Below are 24,247 nucleotides of genomic sequence, written 5' to 3'. Positions count from 1 at the left end.
ACCCTGACACTCCTAGGCTCCGGCCATGGGAGCGATCGAGGTGGAACGGGCGCGTGCTCGGGGGCCACGAGCGATCTCAGCCCGCCCTTGGGCGGACGCCATGCTCGACGAGGCGGCCGAGGCCGTTCGCAGGGGGATTCTCGCTGCGGGGGCCTCGGCTCTTCTGGGGAGCCGGGGCGATCCCGAGGCGAGATCACTGCGGGTGGAGGCGCTGTCGCGCACCGCCGTCGGCTCGAGCCGGTCGATCGAGGCGCTCGTCGCCGCCGACCAGGCCAATCCGGACCTCTGGCTCTGGCTGGGCCGTACGAGGATCGAGGAGGCCTGGGCGCTCAAGCCCGACGTCCGGGCGAGAGCCGTACAGGCGGATCGGCTGCAGAGCTATCACGCGGCCATGGAACTCGGCCGCCAGCCGCTGCTGGCGGCCGCCGCGCTCGCTCCGAGTGACCCGGTGCCATGGGAGTGCCTGATGTGGCTGGCACTCGGGCTGGACCGGCCCAGGGCCGACAAGGACGCGGTCTGGCTCGAATCCTCGCGCCGATGGCCGACGTTGTACGGCGCGGCGGTCGCGCGCATGGTCACGCTGTCGCCCGGCTGGGGCGGCACCGCGCAGGAGATGCTCGAATTCGCCCGCCTGGCGGCCTCCCGCGCCCCTGAGGGGAGCCCGCTGCCGGCGCTCGTGCCGCTCGCCCACTTCGAACTCGTGGCCTCCGAGCGCACGCCGATGTCGCGTGGCGGGTGGTTCCCGTTCGACGTCCAGCGGGAGATGATCGTCGCCGCCGGCCGGTGGTCGGAACGGCGACCGGCCGGCGCCCATCCCAGGGCCGTCGAGGCCCACAACGCGTTCGGCGCCGCGTTCTTCCTCACCGATCTGCGGCGGCCCGCACGGGGTCACCTGGTCAGGACCGGCGGGAGGTTCAGCGAGCTGCCGTGGTCCCATCTCGGCGACCCCGGTCAGCAGTACCAGCGGGCGTGCGGGCGGCTCAACGTCAGCTGACGATCACGTCCAGCGTCCACGGCCTGCCTGCCCGGGGAGGATCTCCCAGCTCGGTCCGATGTCCCCGCTCCGTCAAGAACCCGGCGAGCTGCTGGGCGGTCCTGAGCCGGTCAGGGCACTCTACGAGAGAACGGGCGACGGCGCCCCTGGTCGCCTTGGCCATGTGGCTGACCACCGTGCGCGCCCCTGCGGCCTCGCGCAGGACCCGTACGGTCACCGCCCGCTCACCGGGCTGCCAGGCCGCCGCGTAGGTGGAGGAGCGCAGGTCGACCACCAGGCCCTTGACCGGTTCGAGGGCGGCCGTCACCGAGGGCTTCCAGAACGCCGCCAGGCCGCCCATGGGCGGAAGCCGCACGCCCATGGACAGCCGGTACGGCGGGACCCTGTCATTGAGTCTCAGGAGCCCCCAGAGCCCCGAGAACACCACGATCCGGCGGGTCGCCCTCGCCCTCGCCTCGGACGGCAGCGAGCTCAGGCCCAGGTTGTCGTACAGGACGCCGGTGTAGAGCTCCGACACGGGAAGGCCGGGTGCCGTGCGCAGCTCGCGATTGAGGGCGATGCCGGCCGCCTGGCCGTCCGAGAGGCCGAGCACCGACTGCGCCTGGCCGGATTCGGACAGCGCGATCAGGGCGTCGAGGACCTTCTCGCGCGGGGACGCCAGTTCGGGGAAGCTCAGCCGCCTGAGTTTCGAGGTCCCCCGGGGCGCCTTCCCCTCTGAGGGTGGCAGCAGGATGAGCACGATCCCGCACTTTATTAGGCCGCGGAGCCGGGCGTGCGGGCACCCCGCGTACCGGTGCCGCGACGGGGGCTCGACTACGCTCCACGGATGAATCGGGAGATGTCGCCGTTCGACCAGCTTGTGGATGAGGCGTGGCCTGCCCCGCACCGGGTGGAGGCGGAAGGCTGGATCTGCCGGCACGCGGGCGGCGTGACCAAGCGGGCCAACTCGGTGCTCCCGCTGGGGGAGCGCGACGATCTGCGCCGGGCCGTCGACGAGGCCGAGGGCTTCTACGCGGGGCTGGGACTGCCGTGCGTGTTCTCGGTGGGAGCGCAGGCGCCGCCTGATCTGGACCGTGAGCTCGAGCGCCGCGGATACCGGCGGGCGGACCCCACGCTCGTCATGACGGCGCCGCTGGCCGAGCCGGCCCCGGGAGCCGTCCCGGACGCGGAGATCCACGACAGCCCCTCCGAGTCGTGGTTGCGCACCTGGTGGCAGGTGGACGGCGGCCGCCATCCGGACGGGGGAGAGGTCGCGGCGCGCGAATGGGCCGAACGCATCCTCGGGGGCGTCGGCGCGGGCTACGCGTCCGCGGGCGCCGGGATGGCGGTGGGACGCGGTGTGCCGCAGGGAGATTGGCTGGGGATCTACTGCATGGCCGTGGACCCTGGCGCCCGGCGCCGGGGTCTGGGCGGATCGGTGCTACGCGCCCTGCTCGCCTGGGGACGGGAGCGAGGCGCCAGCCGCGCGTATCTCGTTGTCACGATGGCGAACGCCGGAGCCCGCGCCCTGTACGAGGGCGAAGGCTTCGGCGTCGCCGGGAACTATCACTACCGGATCGCACCCTGACGACACCGGCGGTGTGGCCGGAATGAGGGATCATTCCGGCCACACCGATCGATGATCAGCGTTCGTCGTCCGAGGCGGTCGCGGGGGATTCACTGAGTCGGGCCGACTCGTCCTGGATCTCAGCGCCTTTGTCGCGCAGGGCAGCCACGTGCTGACGCCCGTGATGGGCGCAGAACAGCAACTCCCCACCTACCACAGGCAGGGTCGCGCGGATGTAGGCCTGAGCTCCGCACCGGTCGCACCGGTCCAGGGCTGTCAGCGGCTTGGTGGGGGCGAGAGCTCCAGTCACGTATCGCCTTTCGGGTCGCCCCACCGTGTGGGGACGTTGGCGTCAGTCACTTGGCACAACATCTAACCGGATGGGGGCCTTCCCAACCGTGCCGCAACTACGCCGAGAGCAGAATGATCTGGAAAGTGACGCAGATCACAGCGTTGGTGCTGAGGACCCCGCTGCGCCTGGCAAGCTTGTACGCGTAAAACATGAGTGAGGGTTAAGCTGCGTACGCGTGTTCGATTGATAAGTGGGAGCTCGGTGTGACGGCGGTTAGCGCGGAGGCGGGTTATACGGCTCGTCATCTCTCGGTGCTGGAGGGCCTCGAAGCCGTCCGTAAGCGCCCGGGGATGTACATCGGGTCCACTGACACCCGCGGTCTCATGCACTGCCTGTGGGAGATCGTGGACAACGCCGTCGACGAGGCGCTCGCCGGCTTCTGCTCGCACATCGAGGTCGAACTGCATCCGGACGGGTCGATCGAGGTCCGCGACAACGGGCGCGGCATCCCCGTCGACGTCGAGCCCAAGTCCGGGCTCGCCGGAGTCGAACTCGTCTACACGAAGCTGCACGCCGGCGGCAAGTTCGGCGGCGGCTCCTACGGCGCGTCCGGCGGCCTGCACGGCGTGGGCGCCTCCGTCGTCAACGCCCTGTCCTCGCGCCTGGACGTCCAGGTCGACCGTGACGGCCGTACGCACGAGATCAGCTTCCGCCGGGGAGTCCCCGGCGCCTTCGAGGGCGACGGCCCGACCGCCAAGTTCCGCAAGAAATCGGGGCTGCGCGACGGCGGCGCGGCCGGGCGGAAGGCCACGGGGACGCGGGTCCGCTGGTGGACCGACCGGCAGATCTTCCTGCCCGAGGCCGAGGTCTCGGTCGATGAGATCCATGTGCGGCTGCGCCAGACGGCCTTCCTGGTGCCGGGCCTGTCCCTCACGCTCCGCGACGCACGGGGCGAGGAGCCGGTCGAGGAGTCCTACCGCTTCGACGGCGGCATCAGCGAGTTCACCGACTTCCTCGCCCGCGACGAGCCGGTGTGCGACGTGCTCAGGCTGCAGGGCGCCGGGCACTTCCACGAGACCGTCCCGGTGCTCGACGAGCAGGGCCACATGACGTCCACCGAGGTCGAGCGCGAGCTCATCGTCGACGTCGCGCTCCGGTGGGGCAAGGGCTACGAGACGACCGTGCGCTCGTTCGTCAACGTGATCGCGACCCCCAAGGGCGGCACTCACGTGGCGGGCTTCGAGCGCGCCCTCGTCCGCACGGTCAACGAGCAGCTTCGCGAGACGCGGCTGCTCAAGAACGGCGACGACCCGGTCACGAAGGAGGACATCCTCGAAGGCCTGACGGCCGTCGTGACCGTCCGCGTCCCCGAGCCGCAGTTCGAGGGCCAGACCAAGGAGGTGCTCGGCACCTCCGCGGCCACCCGCATCGTGGGCCACGTGGTCTCACGCGAGCTCAAGGCCCAGTTCGCCAATCCCAAGCGCGGGCAGAAGCAGCAGTTGCGGGCGATGCTCGAGAAGGTCGTGGCCGCGGCCAAGGCCCGTATCGCCGCCCGCGAGCACCGCGACAACCAGCGCCGCAAGTCGGCCCTGGAGAACTCGGCGCTCCCCGCGAAACTGGTCGACTGCCGCAGCGACGCCGTAGACCGCAGCGAGCTGTTCATCGTCGAGGGCGACTCCGCGCTCGGCACCGCGAAGCTGGCCCGCGACTCGGAGTTCCAGGCGCTGCTCCCCATCCGGGGCAAGATCCTCAACGTGCAGAAGGCGTCCGTCGCCGACATGCTCAAGAACGCGGAGTGCGCCGCGATCATCCAGGTGGTCGGAGCCGGATCGGGCCGGTCGTTCGACATCGAGTCGGCTCGCTACGGCAAGATCATCCTGATGGCCGACGCCGACGTCGACGGCGCTCACATCCGCTGCCTGCTGCTGACCCTCTTCCACCGCTACATGAAGCCCATGGTCGAAGCCGGCCGGGTCTTCGCGGCGGTCCCGCCCCTGCACCGGATCGAGGTCACCAACCCGGGCAAGGGCCAGGACAAGTACGTCTACACCTACTCCGACGCCGAGCTGCGGAAGGTCATGCGAGACCTGGAGCGGCGGGGCAAGCGCTGGAAGGACCCCATCCAGCGCTACAAGGGTCTGGGTGAGATGGACGCCGACCAGTTGGCCGAGACCACCATGGACCCGCGCCAGCGCGTCCTGCGCCGCGTCAGGATCGAGGACGTCGAGGAGGGCGAGCGGATCTTCGACCTTCTGATGGGCAGTGACGTCGCCCCGCGGCGCGAGTTCATCGTCGGCAGCGCGGCCGAGGTGGACCGCGACCACATCGACGCCTAGCTGGTGGGGCTGGGGATCGCGCAGCCGTCCGGGCCGCACATCCCGTCGCCCTCCCCGAGGGCCGGCAGGGTCCGGGGAGCGGGGTGGCTCTCGTCCCACGTCCTGATCATGGCGGCGAGCAACTCGTCGGCGCCGATCGCGCCGGGGATCGCGTACCTGTCGTCCAGGACGATGAACGGGGTGCCCTGGGCGCCGAGGCGCTGGGCCGCGCGCTGATCGGCCGCCACGCGATCACGGTAGCGCCGGCTGCCCAGGGCCTCGGCCGCGCCGTCGCGGTCCAGGCCCGCCTCGGCGGCGAAATCGAGGACCTCCTCAAGGGTCCACAGCTTGCGGGCCTGCCCGAAGTGGGCCCGGAACATCGCCGTCCAGATCTCGCCCCCGCGGCCCTGATCGGTGGCGTAGGCGAGGAGTTCGTGGGCGAAGTCGGTCGGGCCGAGCGTGCGCTCCAGTGCGTGGTAGGGCGTCAGGCCCTCTGACCGGGCAGCCGCTTCGATCGAGCCGAGGATCTGCTCGCCGGTCGCCGCGGGCATCCCGGCCATCCGGAACAGCTCGCGCTGGGTGACGCCTTCTCGGGGCAGGTCGGGGTGCACCTGGTAGGAACGATGGATCACCTGCACGTCCGGGGCGTGCTCGAAGCGGTCCAGGGCCCGGTGCAGCCTGTCGTCCATCAGCCCGCAGTATGGGCACACGATGTCCGACCAGAACTCGATCCTCATTGAGATCGTCCTCATTTCCTCGATACATACCTTCTGTTCGTAACCAGATGGTGCATTAGAATCAGAAGCTCTACAAAATGCACATTCATGTGCGTCGAGGTCACGACGAAGGAAGGGCGGCAGGCATGGGAGCGGCGGGCATCCGGAAGGCGCGGACAGGCGTGCGGGCCAACGTGCGACGAGTGCCCGGACCGTGCGCCCAGTGGGGCGACCAGGACGCGGACTTCATCCGGGAGGTCCTCGACCTCGTCGGCGACAAGTGGAGCGTGCTGATCATCGGGACCCTCGCCGACGGCCCGACCCGCTACTCCGATCTCGCCGACGCGATCCCCGGCATCTCGCAGCGCATGCTCACGCTCACCCTGAAGCAACTGCGGCGCACCGGGCTCGTCGACCGGACCGCGTACCCAGAGGTCCCTCCGCGCGTCGAATACTCCCTGACCGACCTCGGCGCCTCACTGCTGTCGATCGTCTTGGCCCTGGCGGCCTGGTCCGCCGACCGCCATGCCGAGATCCGCCGCCACCAGGCCGCCTTCGACGCCGCCACGGCGTCTGCGGGGGAGTCCTGAGGCCCGGCCGGGCCCTGCCCGCGGAAAGCTAGGAGCGGAGCAGGCGCCGTGCGCCGGGACCGTCGTCGCCGAGGGTGTCGCACGGGTTCGCCAGCGCGCACCGGTCGATCGACAGGCAGCCGCACCCGATGCATTCGGTGAGGTCGTCCCGCAGTCGCTGGAGGTGCTCGATGCGGTCGGTCAGGTCGTCCCGCCACCACGCGGACACCCGTGCCCAGTCCTCGCGGTTCGGAGTGCGCTCCTCCGGCAGGAGGGCGAGGACCTCCTTGACCCGGCTGAGCGGGATGCCCACGCGTTGCGCGACACGGATGAAGGCGACGCGGCGAAGGGCGTCACGGGAGAAGCGCCGCTGGTTGCCGCTGGTGCGGCGGCTCCGGATGAGCCCCTGGCGCTCGTAGAACCGAAGCGCTGACGTGGGGACGCCGCTTCGGTCCGCCAGGTCGCCGACCGTGAGCTCGCGGGCCTGCCAGGACAGAGTCACGTCCTCACGCTAGCGGACATGAACCATTGTTGAAGTACGTCCGCGGTCATCGGGGAGGCGAGGCGAGGCTCCAGACCCGGATCATGTTGTCGCGTCCGCCACTGACCGCGATCGGGTCGCCGGCCAGATCCCCGAAGGCGACACACCAGATCCTGTCGTCGTGCCCCAGGAACGGGGATCCGAGAGGCCGTCCGGTCCCGAGGTTCCAGACGCGGACGGTTCCGTCCTCGCCGCCCGACACCGCGACGGGTGTCCCGTTCAGGTCGCCGGCGGCGAGGGCCCAGACCGGGCCGCTGTGCCCGGTGAGCGTGGGACCGGCCTGCGCCCCCGTGGAGAGGTTCCAGACCCGGACGGCCGCGTCCTGGCCGCCGGTGACGGCGTAGGTGACACCGTCGAGTTCGTAGATCGCCAGCGCGCGCACGCCTCCGCCTCCGCCCGCGGCCATGGAGCGGATCTGCTGCCTGGTGGTCAGGTTCCACACGCGTACGGTGCCGTCGTCGCTCGCCGTGACGGCGACGGGCGTGCCGGTCAGCATGCCGAGGGCGATCGACCACACGGTGGCGGTGTGGCCTGAGAGCGGGTCGCCGAGCGGGCGGTGATTCGCGAGGTTCCAGACTCGGACCACCTTGTCCTGCCCGCCGGTGACGGCGATCGGCGTGCCGCGGAGGTCTCCGGCGGCCGTCGCCTTGACGGGCTGGGTGTGCCCGGTGAGTCTGCCGAGCTCCTCGTGCGTGGTGATGTCCCAGACGCGCACGGTCGTGTCGTCGCTCGCGGTGACGGCGACCTGGGCCGCCCCGACGGCCACGAACGCGACGGATCGCACCCAGCCCGTGTGGCCTTCGAACGGGGCCCCGATCGGCGTCCCGTCGGTGAGGTCCCAGATTCTGGCCGTGTCGTCGTCGCTGCCCGTCAGGGCGACGGGGGTGCCGTCGATCCGGCTCAGGGCCACCGATCGGACGTCGTCGGAATGCCCGGCCACAGGCTCGTACAAGGGGGTGCCGAAGGGCGGTGCCGTACGGGCGGCGCCGGACGGGCTCGACGGGGTCGTGGTCTTCCGCGTCGCCGGCTCGCCGTCGTCTCCGCGGAGGAGGGACGGCAGGGTCAGGGCCGCCGCCACGGCGACGAGCGCGCCGCCTCCCGCCACCAGCGCGCGGCGCCGGGACGGCCGGCCGTCTGGTGACGGCCGAGTGGCCGGGCCGGCGGGACGCACGGGAGTGGTGGCGTCCTCATCGGGCTCGGGTGACCGCGTCTCGTGCGGCTCTGCGGGCCGCGTCTGGGCCGAGTCGGCGCTCTTTGCCGGGTCCGGCCCTTGTGCCGGGTCTGCGGCCTGTGTCTGTGCCGGGTCCGGGCCTTGCGGCTGGTCCGCGGCCTGTGTCTGTGCCGGGCCGGTGCTCCGAGCCTCGCCGGGGACCGGTAACGGGGCCGTCGGAGCAGGCCGGGGCGGGGCGGGCGCGATCAGGGTGGCGGCATGGCCGCTGTCACCCGTGAGCGTGCGGTGGAGCTCGGACGCGGTCGGCCGGACGCCGGCGTCCTTCGACAGGCAGGTGGCCAGCAGGGAACGGAGATCGTCCGGAACTCCGGAGAGATCGGGCTCCCGGTGCAGGATGGCGTTGAGCACGGCGGGGACCGTGTCGCCGGTGAACGCGCGATGCCCTGTGGCCGCGTAGACCATGGTGGCCGCCCAGCTGAACACGTCCGACGCCTGGCTCACCGTCTCTCCGGTGAACTGCTCGGGCGACATGTAGCCAGGCGTGCCGACCGATCCGGATCGGGTGACGGTGTGGTCGTTGGCCCGGGAGATGCCGAAGTCGATCACGACCGGACCTTCGGGTCCGAGGATGACGTTGCCGGGCTTGAAGTCGCGATGCACGACGCCGGCCCGGTGAATCGCGGCCAGGGCGCTCACGGTCGCCACTGCCAGACGCTCCAGGCCGCCACCGGTTCGCGGGCCCGACTCTCTGATGACTTGGTCCAGGGACGGCCCGGGGACGTACTCGCTCACGATGTACGGCCCGTCGTCGTGGAGGCCGGCGTCCAGCACCCTCGCGGTGCAGAACGGCGCGACGCGGCGGGCGATCTCGACCTCGCGCAGGAAGCGCCTGCGCGCGTCGGCGTCCTCCGACATCCACGCGTGCAGGACCTTGACGGCGACCTTCCCCCCGGAGGGGGCGATCCCGAGATACACCACGCCCTGCCCGCCCTGGCCGAGCAACCCTGTCAGTCGGTAACCCGCTATCTGGCCGGGTGCCCCCGGATTGAGCGGACGGGGATCCGGCACGGCCACCCCTCAGGAACTAGCCCGGCGTTCGGAAAACCCTCTGATCATACGGCGTGGGCGCCGGGCGAAGCCGTGGAGAGACGGCATTCGCCCGGCTGCGATCAGGGCGACTCGATCTCCAGCGTGGTGACCCGGGAGCGCGCCTCCACCATGGCCTCGCGGTAGCGCTCGTCCCAGTGCGCGTCGTCGTCGGGGATGGCCCGGACGGTCTGCCTCGTGAGCTCGACCGGGCCGCGGCGGCCGGGGGCGGTCTTCTTGACGACGATCAGCGTCCACCCGTCCTCCATGACCGTGTCGACCTCCCAGCGGGGCGTGCCGGACGCGTCCTGCGCCGCCCTGCGCCATCCGCGCAGGAGGATCACGAGGAGGTAGACCAGGACGGCGACCACGATCAGGGTCGCCGGGAGAGCGAACAGCCGCATCGGGTCCCGACCCCTTTCGCTAGGAGTTCGACGCTTACTCGGTGGGTGGCGCGATTACTTGGTGGGCAGCGCGACGCCACCGGTGTTGCCCGGGGCGTACACCGTGATGCCCTGCGGAAGCGCCTTGAGCTTCTCGATCTCGGCACACGTGGGGCACTTGTTGTAGCCGTCCTGGCGGGCCTTGTTGGCGTCCGCCTCGGCGCGCGCCGAGGCGACCTTGGCCTGGGCCTCGGTGACCTGCGCGAACGCGGCCTGCGCCTTGTCGACCGCCGCCTGGACCTCGGGCGGCAGGGTGACGCGGGAGAGGTTGAAGTGGATGTTGGTCAGGAACTCCGCGCCCAGCGTCGACTTGAGGTCCTCGGCGAGGCTCGTGTTCACCGCGTCCTGGATCTTCGCGATGTTCGCGTTGTTGCCCTGCTGCTGCAGGCCGCCCTGCTGGTTGCTGTTGTTCTGCACGAGGGCGCAGGAGGACACGAGTTCCGCGCAGCGGAAGGCGTTGACCTGGGTGCGCAGGTCGTTGTCGATCACAGGCCGGATGATCTGGTCGAGGAAGGCGGACCAGCCCTCGTCGCCGTCCCAGGGGGAGAAGGTGCCGCCGGCCGCACTGCGGAACTTCCGCGTGCCGAACTTGTCGTCGAACGACTTGAGCGTCGCGTGGTCGAGATTGAGCGCGAAGTACACCGTGCCCTCGATGCCCATGTTGACGCCGTCGCTGCTCGGCACCGTGACCACGTCGACGCCGGAGCGCTCACCCTGCCCGGCGGTCGACGTGATCGTGTAGAAGCGCTGCTGCGCCGGATACCGGTGGATCTGCGACCACCAGCCGATCCAGGTGACACCCGAGGCGGGATCGATGACCTGGCGGACCTTGTTGTTGTCGAGAGGTCCGCCGTCACGGACGACGGCGACGTCGCCGCCGCTGGTCCGCTCGAAGCCGTTGAAGGCTCCGATCACGGTCGGCACCGCGAGGACGATGAGCGCGATCACGATCAGTACGGCGATTCCGCGGAAGGACCGGGATCCGCCGGTCTCCTTGCGGACGGAGGTGCTGGGCATCGGCGGTTCCTTCGAACGGTCGGGGGGTCCTCGTGGACCACGGGGGTGGTGATCCACTCAGCTGGAGAACGTAGCAGCCGAAGCCGGGGTTCCAGGTCCCGTACAGCCCCTGTGGCGCCGAACGGAACGGTTATGGGCGCGGTGGTTCGACCAGTCGCAGCCGGCCCGTGCGGACGTCGTAGAGCGCGCCTCCGACGGTGAGGGTCTGCGGAAGGAACGGGCTGGTCATGATGCGGGTGATGTCGTGCCGGAGGGTCTCCTCCTGATCGCGCACGGTCTGGAACTCCAGGCTCCGGGTGTCGATGCCGTGCTCGGCGGAGATGAGCCGGTGGACCTCCTCGTCGGTCGACTTCGCCATCCGGCAGTCGGTGTGCGGCATGACCAGGACGCGGTCGACGCCGAGCAGATAGACCGCGAGCACCAGGGTGCGGAGCACGTCGTCCGTCACGCGGGCGCCCGCGTTCCGCAGGATCTTGGCGTCTCCCGCGTGCAACCCGAGCAGGCCGAGCGGATCGATCCGGGAGTCCATGCACGTCACCACGGCGAGCCCGCGTGCGGCACGCCCGGTCAGCTCGCCATCCGAGAACGTGTTCGCGTACGTCTCGTTGGCGGCCAGCAGATCATCAAAAGCACCGGTCATGAGGTTGATGTTCTCTCATGTCCCTTTCCTTCGTTTAACGGGGGTCCGGTAGCCGGCGCGCCGGTGCTGTAGCGGCCGGGCGGAGCGCGCCGATATATCAGGCGTCCGGCTCGTTGGATCGCCGTGAGACTCAGGGAGAGTCGTGACGGATCTCGTTTACGGAATCGAGTTCGGCGCCACGCGTTCGGCCCTGGTGGTCGGTGAGGCGCACGGAAGTTACACCGGGGTCGGCGATCCCGAGCCGATCGAGAACGAGATCCCCGCCCGCGTGCTCGGCCTGCTCCGGGTCCGGGCCCAGGCACGGGTCCCGGGAACGCCGGCGATGGTGGTGATCGCCGTCCCGGCGTCGTGGGACGCCCAGCGGCGCGGCCAGATGGTGGAGTCCGCCGTGGCCGCCGGATTCGACCGGAGCAAAGTCCGCGTCGACACCTCCGACGCCGCGGTCGCCGCCCTCGGTGCGGGCGCCGGCAGGTCACCGGACGACGCGGAGGCGGTGGCGCGCGGCGCGGCGATCCTGGCCAGGACCCGGCTGGAGGAACTCCCCCCGACTCCGCCCGGCGCCGGGCTTCCGCCGTACACGCAGCCGGAACCGGTGCAGCCGGCGTCCGCCCGGCTGCCTCCCGTGTCCGACTTCCTGGCCGGCGCCCCCGCCCCGTCCCCGGACCCGTCCGCCTCCGCGACGGGGACCCGCAGACTTCCCGTCGTGTTGTCCGTGGTGGCGGGGGTCGCCGTCATCGGGCTTGTGGTCGGCATAGCGGCGGCCAACAGCGGTCCGTCCCCGGACCCGTCCGCTAGTCCGTCGTCGAGTTCGTCGGCCTCGCCGTCGGAGTCGCCGTCGGAGTCCGAGTCGCCGTCCCCGTACGAATCCCCTTCCTCCGACGGGCTGACCGTGGTCGACCCGTCTCCCACTCCGGAGTACGACTACGGCCAGGAGCAGGCGGAGGCGATCGACGACCTCCTCGACGACAGCGCCTCCTCACGCTCCGACCTGGCCGCGGCCATCAGCGACCTGTCGGCCTGCCGGGACATGGACAGCGCGCTCGGCACACTGTCGAGCATCGGCGAGGACCGCGACGACCAGGCGAGCAGTGCCGACGACCTGGAGGTCGACGCGCTCGACGGCGGAGAGTCTCTGCAGGAGTACCTGGTCGCGTTTCTGGAGGCCTCCGGCGCCGCCGACGACGCGTTCTACGAGGCGGGCCAGTCGTACCAGGACGACGACTGCAGCGGCAGCATCACGGACTACTCGTCCTACGACGACGGCATCTCCTATTCCGAGGACGCCGGCGACGCCAAGGGCAGCTTCGTCGACCTGTGGAATCCGGTGGCCGAGACGTACGGCCTGCCGACCCGCACCCGGGACGAGATCTGAGAACTCACGCGGCCTTTCCCGGCACACCGGCACCGGGCGGAATACCGGTATAGCGTTTTCGACCGGTGAGCCGAAGGAGGTAGGCGATGAGTGGGATCGCACGGATGCGCTCGATCGTGCTGGACTGCCCGGACCCGAAGGCGCTGGCGGACTTCTACGCCGCGCTGGTGGGGTGGAAGGTCGTCTGGTCGGATGACGACTGGATCACGGTGTCCGACGGCGGGCCGATCCGCCTGTGCTTCCAGCGGGCTCCCGACCACAAGCCGCCGGTCTGGCCCGACCCCGAGCATCCGCAGCAGTTCCACATCGACGTGACCGTCGACGACCTGGCCGAGGCGGAGGCCGAGGTACTGGCCCTCGGGGCCGTCAAGCACGCGCACCAACCCGGCGCCGACGACGGTTTCACCGTCTTCCTCGACCCCGCGGGTCACCCGTTCTGTCTCTGCGTCGACGACTGACCGCACGTCGGCCTAGAAGATCGGCGCCGCCTCCCCCTGGCCGTCCTGCGTGCCGTCCAGGAGTGAGCCGTCGGCGCCCGCACCGTCAGAGCCCGAGCCGGCGGGGTCCGCGGAACCAGCGCCGTCAGGCCCGGCTCCGAGTGCGCCGCCGATCGCCGCGACGCCGTGCAGCAGCCGCAGGCCCGAGCCGTCCCTGCGGCCGAGTTCCTCGGGCAGCGGGACGGGCTTGCCCGTGGAGGAGACGGCCTTGGCCGGGGCGGGACCCGCCCAGGCGAGCAGGATCGTGTCCTCGCCCTTCAGGAACCGCTGGGCGCGGACGCCTCCGGTCGCGCGGCCCTTGGCGGGGAACTCCGCGTAGTCCGACATCTTGCCCGCGCCCGTCTGGGTGCCGGCGAGGGCCGTCGACGAGCCCGCGATCGTCACGACCCGCGCCTCCTGCGTCGGATCGACCGACCCGAACCAGACGACCCGCGCGTCGTCCTCGAGGCGGATTCCCGCCATGCCGCCCGCCGGACGGCCCTGCGGCCGCACGTGGGACGCCGAGAAGCGGAGCATCTGGGCGTCGGAGGTGATGAAGACGAGGTCGTGATCGGCGGAGGTCAGCTCGACGGCGCCCACCACGGTGTCGCCCTCGCGCAGGCCGATGACCTCGAAGTCGTCGCGGTTCACGGGATAGTCGGGCAGGACCCGCTTGACCACGCCCTGGGCCGTGCCGATCGCGAGACCGGGGCCGCCGACGTCGATCCCGCCGAGCCCGACGACGTGCTCGCCCGGCTCGAGCGTGACGTATTCGGACACGGGATGCCCGCCCGCCAGAGAGGGCGGGTTCGCCGAAGGAGGCAGCGCGGGCAGGTCCAGCACGGAGACGCGGATCATGCGTCCCTGGGACGTGACCGCTCCCACCTCGCCGCGGATCGTCGCGCGGACGACGGAGACCAGGACGTCGTGTTGCGTCCGCTCACCCTCGCCCCCGATGGGGGAGGCGTCGGCCGTACGGGCGAGCAGGCCGGTCGACGAGAGCAGCACGAGGCACGGGTCGTCGGCCACCTCCAGCGGAACGGCGGCCGTCCTGACGACGTTCGACGACTCCAGCAGCACGGTCCTGCGCGGCGTGGAGTAGGTCTTGGCGATCTCGGCCAGCTCACCCGAGACGACGGCGCGCAGACGGTCCTCCGAGGAGAGGATCGCGGTGAGCTCGGCGATCTCGGTCTGGAGGGTCTCCTTCTCCCGGTCGAGCTCCAGCTTGTCGTAGCGGGTGAGACGGCGCAGCGGGGTGTCGAGGACGTAGTTGGCCTGGATCTCGCTCAGTTCGAAGACCTCGATGAGCCGGGCCCGGGCCTGGGCCGAGTCGTCCGAGGAACGGATGACCTGGATGACCTCGTCGATGTTCAGCAGCGCGATGATGAGGCCGTCCACCAGGTGGAGGCGCTCCTCCCGCTTGCGGCGGCGGAAGGCCGAGCGCCTGCGCACCACCTCGAGGCGGTGGTCGACGTAGACCGTCAGCAGCTCGCGCAGGCCCAGCGTCCGGGGCTGCCCGTCGACGAGCGCGACGTTGTTGATGCCGAAGGTCTCCTCCATCGGCGTCAGCCGGTAGAGCTCGTCGAGGATGGCCTCGGGGTTGAACCCGTTCTTGACCTCGATGACCAGCTGCAGGCCCTTGTGCCGGTCGGTGAGGTCCTTGAGGTCGGCGATCCCGGTGAGCTTCTTGGCGGTCACCAGCTCCTTGATCTTGGTGACCACCCGCTCAGGGCCGACGTTGTACGGAAGCTCGGTGACGACGATGCCCTTGCGCCGCGGCGTCACGTTCTCGATCGTCGCCTTGGCCCGCATGCGGAAGGTGCCGCGGCCGTTCTCGTAGGCGTCCCTGATGCCGCCGAGGCCGATGACCAGGCCGCCGGTGGGCAGGTCGGGCCCGGGGATGAAGCGCATCAGCTCGTCGAGTGTCGCGCCCGGGTGCTTGATGAGGTGCCGCGCGGCCGCGATGACCTCGCCGAGGTTGTGCGGCGCCATGTTGGTGGCCATCCCGACCGCGATGCCGGTGGCGCCGTTGACCAGCAGGTTGGGGAACGCCGAGGGCATGACCCCGGGCTCGGTCTCCTGGCCGTCGTAGTTGGGCCGGAAGTCGACGGTCTCCTCGTCGATCGACTGCACCATGAGCATGGCCGCGGGGGCGAGCCTGGCCTCGGTGTACCGCATCGCCGCGGGGGAGTCGTCGGGCGAGCCGAAGTTGCCGTGCCCGTCGACCAGGGGCAGCCGCATCGAGAACGGCTGGGCCATCCGCACGAGCGCGTCGTAGATCGCGCCGTCGCCGTGCGGGTGGAGCTTGCCCATCACCTCGCCGACGACGCGGGACGACTTCACGTGGCCGCGGTCCGGACGCAGGCCCAGTTCGCTCATCGAGTAGAGGATGCGGCGCTGGACCGGCTTCAGTCCGTCACGGGCGTCAGGGAGGGCGCGCTGGTAGATGACCGAGTACGCGTACTCCAGGAAGCTCGTCCGCATCTCGGCGGATACGTCGATGTCGACGATCCGCTCCTCGAACTCCTCGTCGGGCGTGGGTGTGGTCGTGCGTCGGGCCATATCGAACATTGTGCCGATGTCCAGGCGTGGTCGCGACTTGGCCAGGGTTCCTGCCCGATTTGGTGCTGCTTGTGCCGGGGTGGGAGTGGCTCGCGTCAAGGCGGGAGGTGGCCTTCGCCAAGGAGGTCACGTTCGTCCCGGAAGGGCAGATCTCACATTCCGTGCCCGGGACATCATTTCAGCAACATTCATTGCCAACCTCAGGGAAAAGGGCGACCATCCACTTCAGTGCTTGTGGGATATGGGTGGGGGAGCCGCGAAATGGCTTTGTGGTGCCTGGGAGTCGATCTAGGTACGAGTTTCTCCGCTGGAGCGATCGCGACGGACGACCGTATAGAAATTCTGGAAATAGGTGGAGAAAAGCGGATACCGTCCACAATTCTGCTCAATGAACAGGGCGTGCTGGTCGCCGGGCGCGTCGCTCAGCGGTCGATGGCCCGGTATCCGGAGCGGGTGGAGCGCAATCCGAAGCGGTACGTCGGCAAGAAGACGATGCTCCTGGGCGGGGTGCCCGTCGACGTCGGGGACGCGCTGGCCGCCCTTCTCGGGCTGTTCGTGAACGAGGGCCGGGTGCGCTTCAACGGGTCCATGCCGTCGTGTGTCGTGCTGACCTGCCCGGTCGCCTGGCGCGACGATCGCAGGGACGTCCTCAGGGCGGCAGGCGAGGCCGTCGTGCCGGACGCGCGGATCGTGCTCGTCGAGGAACCCGTGGCCGCCGCCCTCCACTACGCCTCCACGCATCGGGTGAGCGGCGGGAAGCGGGTCGCCGTCTACGACCTCGGCGGCGGGACGTTCGACGCCGCGGTCCTCGCCGCCGACGGCGACGACTTCAAGGTCATCGGCGAGCCCGGCGGTGACGACGCGATCGGTGGCGAGGTCTTCGACGAGCAGGTCTATGGCTTCTTCGGAGAGCAGTTGGAACGGACGCGGCCCGAGTTCTTCGCCGACGTGACCGGCAACCCCGACAGGCGGTTCCTGGCGGCCGCGGCCGACCTCCTGGAGGAGGCGCGGATCGCCAAGGAGACGTTGTCGGCGTACGGCACCGCGAGCCAGTACATCGCCGGCGCGGACGTGGACGTCACCATCACGAAGGACGATCTGGACGGGCTGGTGAAGGCCGACGTCACGCGTACGGCCGACCTGCTCGACGAAACCCTGGAACGTGCCAAGGTGACCGCGGCCGACCTCGCCGGGATCTTCCTGACGGGCGGCGCCAGCAGGATGCCGCTCGTCCACGCCACCCTGCGCGAACGCCACGGAGAGCTGGTCCACACCTCGGACGATCCCAAGATCGTCGTCGCTCTTGGTGCCGCCCGCCTCGCGTGGAAGCTGAAGTCCGACCACGAGAACCACATGGTCCCCGTCATGGAGGGCGTGATCGACGTCGCCGCGAGCACGGCGGGCGTCTACGCCCTGTGCGCGGGCGAGGCGGGCCGCCACGTGTTGCGGCGCATCGACCTCGCCGCCGGGCGGGCCGATCGCGAGCTGCAGTTCGGTGAGGTCGTGGACTGGGCGGTGTCGAGCGAGGGCGTCGTGGTGGCGGATCGGGCGCCTGACGGCATACGGCTGCGGACGCTGACGCCTGAGCTCACCATCCGTTCGGGCCAGTTGCTCCCGCCCGGCAGCGAGCCGCGGGTGCTGGCCCGCGACGCGGCCGGATGGGCCTTCTTCCAGCCCAGGCGGCCCACGCTGGTGAACAACGCGATCGGCCTGCCCTGGGGGGAGACCGGATCCCTGTCCGTCATCGAGGTGAGCCTGGGCGGCTTCTTCGCGCAGGAGGCGCCTCCGGTGCCCCTGGGCAACACCGCTCAGTGGTTCGTGAACGAGGACAACAGCCAGCGGCGGCTGCTCGACCAGGACAGCCCGACGGGCGGCCTCGCCGCGCTCGCCGTGGGATCGTCGGGGTGCGTCGTGGTGCTCGGCCAGTTCAAGTCGAAGAAGGGCGTCTTCGGCGGCGCTCACCAGAACTTCGTCCCCTGGCAGGTCCTCTGCCTGGTGGAACCCGGCGGCAAGATCAGCCGTATCGAGCGCCGGTCGCCCAACTGGCTTCAGCAGGTCGTGCTGCACGACGGCAAGTGGTTCATCTCCACCAACGCCGGGCTGGAGATCGACGCGTCCCCCGCCCCGCCCCAGGTGATCGTGCCGCGGCAGCGGGCCGGGGCCCTGCGGTGGTTCCCCGCGGGCACGGAGATGTACGCCGTCGGGATGGACACGGTCGTACCGGCGCGGGGCTGGTCCGTGCTGCACTACGACGCGGAGAGCGGAAGCGCCCGCGTGCTCGCGCAGGATGACCGCGAATGCCTGCTCGGGCACCTGACCTCCCGCGCCCCGCTGGAGCGCCCCCGGGTCGTCTCCGACGGAGACTCGCTCTGGATGGCGGTATCGGGTGAGGGCGGCACCTCGCGCATCCTGCATGTCACGCCCTCGGGCGCCACGGAGGTGTTCCGCGCGCCGGGATGGGTCGAGCCGGTGGCCAAGGTCCCCCACGGCCTGCTCTGCCTGCACCTGCCCGACACCCCGCCCGGCGTGAGCCGTCCCTTCGTCACCCGGTTGGTGCGCATCGCCGTGTAGGAGCCGCCGAGGGCCGTACAGGATGGGCGGGAGGCGGCGAGCCCGCGAAAGGGGTCCTAAGCGGGCGGCGCGTTCATCGCGTTGACGGCGGCGGCGATCTCCGCGCGCAGGTCCGCCGCCCGCCGGCTGAGCGCCGTGATCGTCTCGAGGCGCTCGCTGCCCGACGCGCGGGTCCGGTCCCGGCCGGCCGGGTCCCCGGCCGCCGCCGACCTGAGCTCCGCCCGGCGGCTCTCCAGCTCACGGCGCTGCTTGGCCAGCGCCTCGTCGGCCGTCTGCTCCACCGCCGTGCGCCAGCCCGCGACTTCTCGCTGCAGCGCGAGCGCGAGGTCGCCGGATGCCTGCGCGAACTGCTCGGTCAGCAGGCGCCGCAGCGAGGCCTGGTTCCGCTGGACCTCGTCCCAGCCCCGGCGCCGGGCGATCACCGCCGCCGCCAGCACCGGGCCGATCACGAACCCCACAGGCGTGAGATGCGCGAGCATGAGCCCGATCGAGGCCGCCATCGAGGCGGCGGGGACGCCCTCGCGGAAGAAGTCGAACCGCGTGGGCGCGGACGGCTCGATGCGCAGGTCGCGCGCTCGTACGGCGGGCATCGCGACCCGGGCGAGGTCCATCTCGGCCGGGGCGAGGCCCAGGGACGCGAGGAATTCGTTGAGCGCCTGTGTGGTCAGCGTGTGCGCCTCATCGAGGATCTCGTCCCAGGCGGCCTGGAGGGAGCGTTCCACGCTGTCGGGAAGCTGGTCCAGGTAGCGGTCGATCTTCGCCCGGGAGTCCAGCTCGCTGATCGCCTCCTCGTACGGCCGCCGGATCTCGGCCAGACGAGCCCGGACGAGCCCGGCGACCTCCTGCCCGAGGAACTGGTTGCCCGCGCCGAGCCTGCGGCGCTCCCGGGCCGTCGTGGCGAGCTCGGCCAGGGCCTTCTCGACGTCGGCCAGCCGGTTCGCGGGCTCGGTCCCGTCGTCGGACCCGGCGGCGACCCGGTCCTGGGCGACGGCGGCGAGCGCCGACAACACCGAGGTCGCGGCCGAGAGCACGGTGGCGCTCCTGGCGAGCTCGCGCGCGCCCGCGCAGCCGCGGATGTAGTCCTCCAGCGCCGCCATCCCGCTGCGGACGCGCAGCGCGTCGGCGCGCTCCGCGTCTCCCATGGACAGCAGGGCCGCCGACGCCTCATGGAGCTTCGCGCTGACGGGCAGCCAGGGCGCGTCGAGCAGGTGCCGGATTCGCTCTCCCGGCCCTCCTGATTCGCCCGGCGCGCCGACGAAGGCCGCCAGGCGGGCGCGGTTCTCCGTGAGGAGGCTCTGCCAGTTGGCGCTGTCCTCCACCTTGGTGAGGACGAACGCGACGGCCTGCACGCGCTCCGCGGCCTCGGCGAGGAACTCCAGCTCGTGCCGGAGCACGGGCTGGTCCTGGGCGCTGAGGGTGAACAGCAGCGCGTCGGCGCGCTGGAGCGTCGCGACCGTCACCTGGCGGTGCCCGACGGTGAGGCTGTCCACGCCGGGGGTGTCCAGCAGGCGCACACCCCGCAGCAGCGGATGGTTCATCGTGACGTCGACGCTCACCACGTCGCGCCGCCGTGACGGGTCGCCGGCCATCGACGCGTAGTCGGTGAGCTGCCCGGGGTCGATCGGGAAGCTCCCCGCGACCTGGTCGGTGACGACGGCGGTCAGCGCGGGGCCGTACCGCAGGGCCAGGCAGCAGTTGGTCGCCACGTCGGCGTCGACGGGGAGCAGCCCCGGCCGGCCGAGCATCGAGTTGATCAGCCGGCTCTTGCCGCGTTTTTGCGCCCCGGCGACCACGATGGTCGTCTCGTCCTCCTTCCAGCGCGCCGCCACCTTGGCGAGGATCTCCGACAGGTCTTCGCGGCCGTGCCTCCTGGCCAGGGTGTTCACCTCGTTGGCCAGCCGCAGCACCTGGTTGACGGATTCAGCGATGGTCGGCATGTCCTGGATCCTCCTGGGCGGGCCGCGCGCCGGCGAGCGCGATGGCGGCGAAGGTGTCGCACACGGTCTCGGCGGCCCGCCGTACCCGCAGCGGCAGCGGGCGCTGCAGGAGCGAGCGGAACCGCGCGCTCAGGGCGGCGGCCAGGGCGGCGACGTCCTGGGATGCCGTGCCCGCGGGAGCCCCGACCTGGGTGGCGCCCTCGTTACCCTCCATGAGGTGGTCGAGGGCCGTCCGGTCCTCCGGAGTGATCAGGGGTGACGCACGCAGCAGCCGTACGGCGTCGCCGTCCACGGGCACGGCGGGAACCGCGGGCGCGCGCCCGGGCGGAGCGGGTGCGTCCGCCGCCGAAGAAGCCGACGCCAGGTCCTCCAGCACACGCAGCACGTCATGGGCCCGCTGGCCGCCCACCCTGCCCTCGGCCATCGTCGCGAGCCCTCGCCAGCGGGCGGACGCAGCCCGGGCGGCCTCCGAGATCTCCTGCGGGGACGCGCCGGGAGCCAGTCCCAGCTGCGCCGCGGGGTCGTCCGAGCGGGCCAGCCGGAGCAACTCCGCCTGCGCCCGCTCGTCGAGCACGAGCCGGCCGCGGCTCATCGCCTCCACCGCCGTGAAGATCCGCAGCCCGCCGAGCCCCGCCGCGATCGGCCGGGTCTCGTCGAGCTCGGCCGCCAGTGCGTCGAGTGTCGTACGGTCCGAGCCGAACGCCGTGGCGCGGGCCAGCCGGCGGAGCTGGTTGATCCCGGCCAGAGCCTTGAGCTGGCCGGCTCTGCGGGCGAAGTGCGTGATGCCGGCGGCGACCGTCCCGCCCTGCGGGGGTGTGCCCGCCCCGAAGCCGGAGCGCTCCAACAGGACGCGGCCGAGCGACTCCGGGTCGGCGGCCCGCCCGCTCCTGAGCGCGGAGACGGCGGCGCGGATGCCGTACCGGTGAAGCCGCCTGACCAGACGGCGTCCCGTCTCGGCGGGGACGGGGGAGTAGGGCGAGCCGGCGAAGTCGTTGAGGTCGAGCAGCAGGTAGTCGAGCTTGTGCTCGTCGAGCGCGGCCAGCGCGGTCAGCGCCTCGATGTCCTCACGGCCGACGACGGGCGTCCGGGCGGTCTCCGCGAGCAGCCCGATCACCGGGACCACGTCGTACACCGCCGTGCGCAGGTCCGCGTACGCCCGTGTGGCCAGCCTCCGCGCGGTCGGCCACGGATCGTCCTCGTCGCCCCGCCGGTCGATCTGGCTCAGCACGGCCAGCGTGTTGACGCACGTCATGCCGCACGCCTCGGTCAGGTTCTTGAACTCGGTGAGGATGTCGTCGTCGAACCGCTGCACGTAACGCAGGACGTAGATCAGCGCCTGGGCTCTGTCGTCGTCCTCGGTGGTGCCGAACAACATCCGCCGCGCCGCACGCTCGTTCCCGGCGGTGAGCGTGTTCATCCCCGGCGTGTCCACGACGGTGACGGCGCGCAACGCCTCCGCGGAGAGCCGGACGCGGGCACGGACGATCTCGGTCACGGGCGCGCCGAGGTCGCCGGGCAGCCGGTCGTCCGGCTCCAGCCGCGACACCATGACGCGGCCGTCGCGTAGCTCGACCTCGATCCGGCCGTGGTCGGCGCCGTACTCGTACTGGGTGACGAACGGCGTGCACTCACCGGGGGCGACCAGCGCGACGGGGTAGCCGAGAAGCGCGTTGACCAGCGTGGACTTGCCGCTGCTCACCGAACCGGCCACCGCTACCTTCAGCGGCGCGTCGAGCCTGGACCGCACCTGGGCGACCTTCTCCCGCAGGCCGGGATCGGCCAGCTTGGCGGCCGTGGCGTCGCACAACTCCTTGAGCCGGTCGCAGGGGTCCGGCGTCATCCGTCGCCGTCCCCGTCTCCGGAGTAGCCGTCGTGGGGGTGATGGTGCTCGTGCCACCCGGCGGGGTCGTCGTGGGAGAACTCCGCGCCGGGATCCCAGTAAGCGGATTCGGCGGGATCGGAGACGAAGGGATCATGTTCGACTGGATCGAAATGGCTGTCTACGGGTGAATTGACAGTTTCAGTGAACATTGCGGTGCTTTCTTCCTCGGTCGGAGAAAGGACCGGGTCGTAAAGCAGACGCTGGAACTCCATTAGCTCCGCACCGTCGAGATCATGATTACGGTCGAATATCATGCCCGCTTATCCCCTGCCGGTGTGGCGTTCCACGTGATCTCATCGTGGCAGATTTCCGGACCTGGGGAGGTCGTCGGCGGATGTCTGCCCCCATAGTCGGCGACGACGAGAACATCCTTCTCCCGGCCGCACGCGCGGGAGACGCGGAGGCCTTCCGGCGTCTGTGGGCTCCCCTCGAGCGCAGGGCGTTCGGCCTCTGCCTGCACCTCACGGACAACCGGGCGGACGCGCTCGACGCGCTCCAGGAGACCCAGATCGCCGTGTGGCGCAACCTCGACCGCTTCGAGGGCCGGGCGCCGTTCGCCGCCTGGGTCATGGTGATCGCGCGCAACTCCGCCCGCTCGGTGGTGCGGCGGGTCAGAGCGGCGCGCGAGGACCTGCTGTTCCCCGAGGCCGCGGAGCCGGAGGCCGTGGAGAGCGGTTTCGACGAGACCGTCGCGGGCCTGGTCGACCTGCGCCGCGCGCTCGCCACACTCCCCGAGACGCACAAGGAGGCCCTCCTGCTGTGGGCGGGCGGGCTCACGTACGAGCAGACCGCGGCCGCGCTCCAGGTCCCGCTGAACACGGTCAGGATCTGGATCTTCCGGGCGCGCAAGGCCCTGCGGGAGACCCTCGGGCGGCCGTGAGCCTGCCGCATCAGCGTTCCAGCCGGTAGACGGCGACCCTCGGCACCCGCACGACGCGGTCGCCGTCGACGTATCCGGGGCGCTCGGTGCTCGCGACGACGTCCCGGAGGCGGGGGTCGGCCGTCGGGACGACCTCGACCGCTTCGTGCACCCGCCCGTCGAACGGCTGCCCGTCAGCGCGGATCTCGTGGACCCCGGCCGTTCCGAGAGCCTCCAGCAGACGGGCCGCCAGGAAGGGATGCCGCTCGCCGAGTTGGTCCCGGAACCGGATGCAGGCCTCCACGAGGGCGTCCCTGCCGGGCTCGGAGGCGAGCAGCCGGTCGATCTGCTGCGCCAGTGCCTCGCTCACTCCTCCGTCCGCGACCTCCCGCAGGGATCCGGCGAGATGACCGAGCCCGCCGGGTGCGGCCGTCCAGGAGGGTGCGGCCGTTCCCGTGGGCGCGGACGCGGGTGAGCCGGCCGCCCATGCGGACGCGACGGAGGCGGGCCCCCCGGAATGGGACGGCTGGACGGTGGGCACTCCTGGAGGCCAGGCCTCCATCCGCGGCGCCCGCCGCCCGCGCGAGACGAAGACCGCGCCCACAGCGACCCCGCCGACGAGGAGGACGAGGGCGAGCCCGCCCAGCAGCCAGCCTCCGGAGGAGCCGCTGGGCGTCACCGGCACAGGGGTGGTGACCCGGGTCGTCGCGGGCGCCGGGTTCGTGGCGTCGGCGGTGGGTGGGGTGACGCGCGGGGTCGCGCTCTTGCCGGGCGTGACCGGACCCCCACCCTTCGCGGGGCTCTTGGTGGCCTCCGGCTTCTTGGTCTTCCCTCCGGTTCCCTGCCCGGGCTCGCCGGTCGTCTTGGGCCTCACCGTCACCCGGGAATCGGACGTCACCGGGGGAGGCTCGACCGGGGCGGCCGCTCCGCCCACGCTCAGGGGAGTGATCCCACGGAGCTTCCCGGGGGTCGCGGCGGCCTGGTCGGCAGATGCACGGTCACCTGCCGGCTCCCTCTCCGGAGTGGTGACGACGGCCACCGGCTCCTGGCGGGCGGCCAGTTCCGCCTGTGTTCCTCCTGACCCGCAACCGGTGAGGACGACGACGATCAGCAGCAGGCCGGGCCCCGCGAGGTGACGGCATCTGACCGCCGGCGACGCGGACGTCGCCGCTCGGGGGCCTCGCCGGTCCCGGTGACCGGGTCGAGTGGGGTTCATGCCCTTGTCCTCCTGTCGAGCCGGTTGTCCTGGCCTGAGGCT

21 protein-coding genes are annotated in these 24,247 nt (G+C 71.2%); 8 read left to right on the top strand and 13 right to left on the bottom strand.

What is annotated here, in order from left to right; genetic code table 11:
- Positions 1-25: 25 nt before the first annotated feature.
- A complete protein-coding gene (locus tag Pmi06nite_RS05310; protein ID WP_203951676.1) occupies positions 26-994 on the top strand; it encodes a hypothetical protein in 969 nt (322 codons plus the stop codon).
- Here Pmi06nite_RS05310 and Pmi06nite_RS05305 read toward each other — a convergent pair.
- Positions 987-1,733: a YaaA family protein gene (locus Pmi06nite_RS05305; protein WP_203951675.1), complete on the bottom strand. Its 747-nt coding sequence runs from the start codon at positions 1,731-1,733 to the stop codon at positions 987-989. The two genes, Pmi06nite_RS05310 and Pmi06nite_RS05305, sit on opposite strands and share 8 nt — an antisense overlap.
- Before the next feature lie 87 nt (positions 1,734-1,820).
- On the opposite strand from Pmi06nite_RS05305, the gene Pmi06nite_RS05300 reads away from it, so the two are divergent.
- The gene (locus Pmi06nite_RS05300) at positions 1,821-2,561 is read left to right on the top strand and encodes a GNAT family N-acetyltransferase (RefSeq protein WP_203951674.1); all 741 of its coding nucleotides are present in this window, start codon (positions 1,821-1,823) and stop codon (positions 2,559-2,561) included.
- Positions 2,562-2,616: 55 nt separating this feature from the next.
- Here Pmi06nite_RS05300 and Pmi06nite_RS05295 read toward each other — a convergent pair whose 3' ends face one another.
- Positions 2,617-2,850 (bottom strand): DUF7455 domain-containing protein, encoded by a 234-nt coding sequence (locus Pmi06nite_RS05295; protein WP_203951673.1) that lies wholly within the window; start codon positions 2,848-2,850, stop codon positions 2,617-2,619.
- A 245-nt stretch (positions 2,851-3,095) separates the two neighbouring features.
- On the opposite strand from Pmi06nite_RS05295, the gene Pmi06nite_RS05290 reads away from it, so the two are divergent.
- Complete coding sequence (locus tag Pmi06nite_RS05290) at positions 3,096-5,168, top strand: DNA gyrase/topoisomerase IV subunit B (RefSeq protein ID WP_203951672.1); 2,073 nt, start codon at positions 3,096-3,098, stop codon at positions 5,166-5,168.
- On the opposite strand, the gene Pmi06nite_RS05285 is transcribed toward Pmi06nite_RS05290, so the two are convergent.
- Positions 5,165-5,884 (bottom strand): DsbA family oxidoreductase, encoded by a 720-nt coding sequence (locus Pmi06nite_RS05285; RefSeq protein WP_203951671.1) that lies wholly within the window; start codon positions 5,882-5,884, stop codon positions 5,165-5,167. The two genes, Pmi06nite_RS05290 and Pmi06nite_RS05285, sit on opposite strands and share 4 nt — an antisense overlap.
- A gap of 125 nt (positions 5,885-6,009) precedes the next feature.
- Between Pmi06nite_RS05285 and Pmi06nite_RS05280 the strand changes: the two genes are divergently transcribed.
- Complete coding sequence (locus Pmi06nite_RS05280) at positions 6,010-6,453, top strand: winged helix-turn-helix transcriptional regulator (protein WP_203951670.1); 444 nt, start codon at positions 6,010-6,012, stop codon at positions 6,451-6,453.
- A gap of 28 nt (positions 6,454-6,481) precedes the next feature.
- On the opposite strand, the gene soxR is transcribed toward Pmi06nite_RS05280, so the two are convergent.
- The 5 genes from soxR to Pmi06nite_RS05255 form a co-directional block, all read right to left on the bottom strand.
- Positions 6,482-6,934, bottom strand: coding sequence for a redox-sensitive transcriptional activator SoxR (soxR, locus tag Pmi06nite_RS05275; RefSeq protein ID WP_373317253.1), 453 nt, complete (start codon positions 6,932-6,934; stop codon positions 6,482-6,484).
- Between the two features lie 46 nt (positions 6,935-6,980).
- The gene (locus Pmi06nite_RS05270; protein WP_203951669.1) at positions 6,981-9,212 is read right to left on the bottom strand and encodes a protein kinase domain-containing protein; all 2,232 of its coding nucleotides are present in this window, start codon (positions 9,210-9,212) and stop codon (positions 6,981-6,983) included.
- Between the two features lie 101 nt (positions 9,213-9,313).
- Positions 9,314-9,634 (bottom strand): hypothetical protein, encoded by a 321-nt coding sequence (locus Pmi06nite_RS05265; RefSeq protein ID WP_203951668.1) that lies wholly within the window; start codon positions 9,632-9,634, stop codon positions 9,314-9,316.
- Positions 9,635-9,688: 54 nt separating this feature from the next.
- A complete protein-coding gene (locus Pmi06nite_RS05260; RefSeq protein ID WP_203951667.1) occupies positions 9,689-10,690 on the bottom strand; it encodes an SPFH domain-containing protein in 1,002 nt (333 codons plus the stop codon).
- A gap of 130 nt (positions 10,691-10,820) precedes the next feature.
- The gene (locus Pmi06nite_RS05255) at positions 10,821-11,330 is read right to left on the bottom strand and encodes a beta-class carbonic anhydrase (RefSeq protein ID WP_203951666.1); all 510 of its coding nucleotides are present in this window, start codon (positions 11,328-11,330) and stop codon (positions 10,821-10,823) included.
- A 142-nt stretch (positions 11,331-11,472) separates the two neighbouring features.
- Here Pmi06nite_RS05255 and Pmi06nite_RS05250 point away from each other — a divergent pair, with 142 nt between their 5' ends.
- Both Pmi06nite_RS05250 and Pmi06nite_RS05245 read left to right on the top strand, forming a co-directional pair.
- Positions 11,473-12,702 (top strand): hypothetical protein, encoded by a 1,230-nt coding sequence (locus Pmi06nite_RS05250; protein WP_203951665.1) that lies wholly within the window; start codon positions 11,473-11,475, stop codon positions 12,700-12,702.
- An 86-nt stretch (positions 12,703-12,788) separates the two neighbouring features.
- Positions 12,789-13,160 (top strand): VOC family protein, encoded by a 372-nt coding sequence (locus tag Pmi06nite_RS05245; RefSeq protein WP_203951664.1) that lies wholly within the window; start codon positions 12,789-12,791, stop codon positions 13,158-13,160.
- A 12-nt stretch (positions 13,161-13,172) separates the two neighbouring features.
- On the opposite strand, the gene Pmi06nite_RS05240 is transcribed toward Pmi06nite_RS05245, so the two are convergent.
- A complete protein-coding gene (locus Pmi06nite_RS05240; RefSeq protein WP_203951663.1) occupies positions 13,173-15,740 on the bottom strand; it encodes a DNA gyrase/topoisomerase IV subunit A in 2,568 nt (855 codons plus the stop codon).
- Between the two features lie 399 nt (positions 15,741-16,139).
- Between Pmi06nite_RS05240 and Pmi06nite_RS05235 the strand changes: the two genes are divergently transcribed.
- Positions 16,140-18,311: an Hsp70 family protein gene (locus tag Pmi06nite_RS05235; protein ID WP_203951662.1), complete on the top strand. Its 2,172-nt coding sequence runs from the start codon at positions 16,140-16,142 to the stop codon at positions 18,309-18,311.
- Between the two features lie 56 nt (positions 18,312-18,367).
- On the opposite strand, the gene Pmi06nite_RS05230 is transcribed toward Pmi06nite_RS05235, so the two are convergent.
- The 3 genes from Pmi06nite_RS05230 to Pmi06nite_RS05220 are packed head-to-tail and all read right to left on the bottom strand — an operon-like array spanning position 18,368 to position 22,384.
- Positions 18,368-20,248 carry a dynamin family protein gene (locus Pmi06nite_RS05230; protein ID WP_203951661.1) on the bottom strand — a complete coding sequence of 627 codons (1,881 nt, stop codon included), beginning with the start codon at positions 20,246-20,248 and terminating at the stop codon, positions 18,368-18,370.
- Positions 20,232-22,088 (bottom strand): dynamin family protein, encoded by a 1,857-nt coding sequence (locus Pmi06nite_RS05225; protein WP_203951660.1) that lies wholly within the window; start codon positions 22,086-22,088, stop codon positions 20,232-20,234. The genes Pmi06nite_RS05230 and Pmi06nite_RS05225 overlap by 17 nt, the downstream gene beginning before the upstream one ends.
- A complete protein-coding gene (locus tag Pmi06nite_RS05220; protein ID WP_203951659.1) occupies positions 22,085-22,384 on the bottom strand; it encodes a hypothetical protein in 300 nt (99 codons plus the stop codon). The genes Pmi06nite_RS05225 and Pmi06nite_RS05220 overlap by 4 nt, the downstream gene beginning before the upstream one ends.
- Positions 22,385-22,464: 80 nt before the next feature.
- Between Pmi06nite_RS05220 and Pmi06nite_RS05215 the strand changes: the two genes are divergently transcribed.
- The gene (locus Pmi06nite_RS05215) at positions 22,465-23,010 is read left to right on the top strand and encodes an RNA polymerase sigma factor (protein WP_203951658.1); all 546 of its coding nucleotides are present in this window, start codon (positions 22,465-22,467) and stop codon (positions 23,008-23,010) included.
- Between the two features lie 10 nt (positions 23,011-23,020).
- Here the strand turns inward: Pmi06nite_RS05215 and grpE are convergent, their stop codons facing one another.
- Entirely contained in the window at positions 23,021-24,205 is a 1,185-nt protein-coding gene (gene grpE, locus Pmi06nite_RS05210) for a nucleotide exchange factor GrpE (RefSeq protein ID WP_203951657.1), read from the bottom strand.
- Positions 24,206-24,247 lie beyond the last annotated feature (42 nt).

Source organism: Planotetraspora mira (assembly GCF_016863275.1).
GTDB classification, from domain to species: Bacteria; Actinomycetota; Actinomycetes; order Streptosporangiales; family Streptosporangiaceae; genus Planotetraspora; species Planotetraspora mira.
The sequence above is the reverse complement of the archived record's forward strand: the minus strand, read 5'-3'. Positions and strand labels throughout refer to the sequence as shown.

What these genes read in the sequence shown, in the direction of transcription:
- Pmi06nite_RS05300 (WP_203951674.1), top strand. Translation starts at nt 1,821, where the DNA reads ATGAATCGGGAGATGTCGCCGTTCGACCAGCTTGTGGATGAGGCGTGG.
- Pmi06nite_RS05225 (WP_203951660.1), bottom strand. Translation starts at nt 22,088, where the DNA reads ATGACGCCGGACCCCTGCGACCGGCTCAAGGAGTTGTGCGACGCCACG.
- Pmi06nite_RS05310 (WP_203951676.1), top strand. Translation starts at nt 26, where the DNA reads ATGGGAGCGATCGAGGTGGAACGGGCGCGTGCTCGGGGGCCACGAGCG.
- Pmi06nite_RS05240 (WP_203951663.1), bottom strand. Translation starts at nt 15,740, where the DNA reads ATGGCCCGACGCACGACCACACCCACGCCCGACGAGGAGTTCGAGGAG.
- Pmi06nite_RS05285 (WP_203951671.1), bottom strand. Translation starts at nt 5,884, where the DNA reads ATGAGGATCGAGTTCTGGTCGGACATCGTGTGCCCATACTGCGGGCTG.
- Pmi06nite_RS05230 (WP_203951661.1), bottom strand. Translation starts at nt 20,248, where the DNA reads ATGCCGACCATCGCTGAATCCGTCAACCAGGTGCTGCGGCTGGCCAAC.
- Pmi06nite_RS05265 (WP_203951668.1), bottom strand. Translation starts at nt 9,634, where the DNA reads ATGCGGCTGTTCGCTCTCCCGGCGACCCTGATCGTGGTCGCCGTCCTG.
- Pmi06nite_RS05260 (WP_203951667.1), bottom strand. Translation starts at nt 10,690, where the DNA reads ATGCCCAGCACCTCCGTCCGCAAGGAGACCGGCGGATCCCGGTCCTTC.
- Pmi06nite_RS05255 (WP_203951666.1), bottom strand. Translation starts at nt 11,330, where the DNA reads ATGACCGGTGCTTTTGATGATCTGCTGGCCGCCAACGAGACGTACGCG.
- grpE (WP_203951657.1), bottom strand. Translation starts at nt 24,205, where the DNA reads ATGAACCCCACTCGACCCGGTCACCGGGACCGGCGAGGCCCCCGAGCG.
- Pmi06nite_RS05220 (WP_203951659.1), bottom strand. Translation starts at nt 22,384, where the DNA reads ATGATATTCGACCGTAATCATGATCTCGACGGTGCGGAGCTAATGGAG.
- Pmi06nite_RS05245 (WP_203951664.1), top strand. Translation starts at nt 12,789, where the DNA reads ATGAGTGGGATCGCACGGATGCGCTCGATCGTGCTGGACTGCCCGGAC.
- Pmi06nite_RS05215 (WP_203951658.1), top strand. Translation starts at nt 22,465, where the DNA reads ATGTCTGCCCCCATAGTCGGCGACGACGAGAACATCCTTCTCCCGGCC.
- Pmi06nite_RS05280 (WP_203951670.1), top strand. Translation starts at nt 6,010, where the DNA reads ATGGGAGCGGCGGGCATCCGGAAGGCGCGGACAGGCGTGCGGGCCAAC.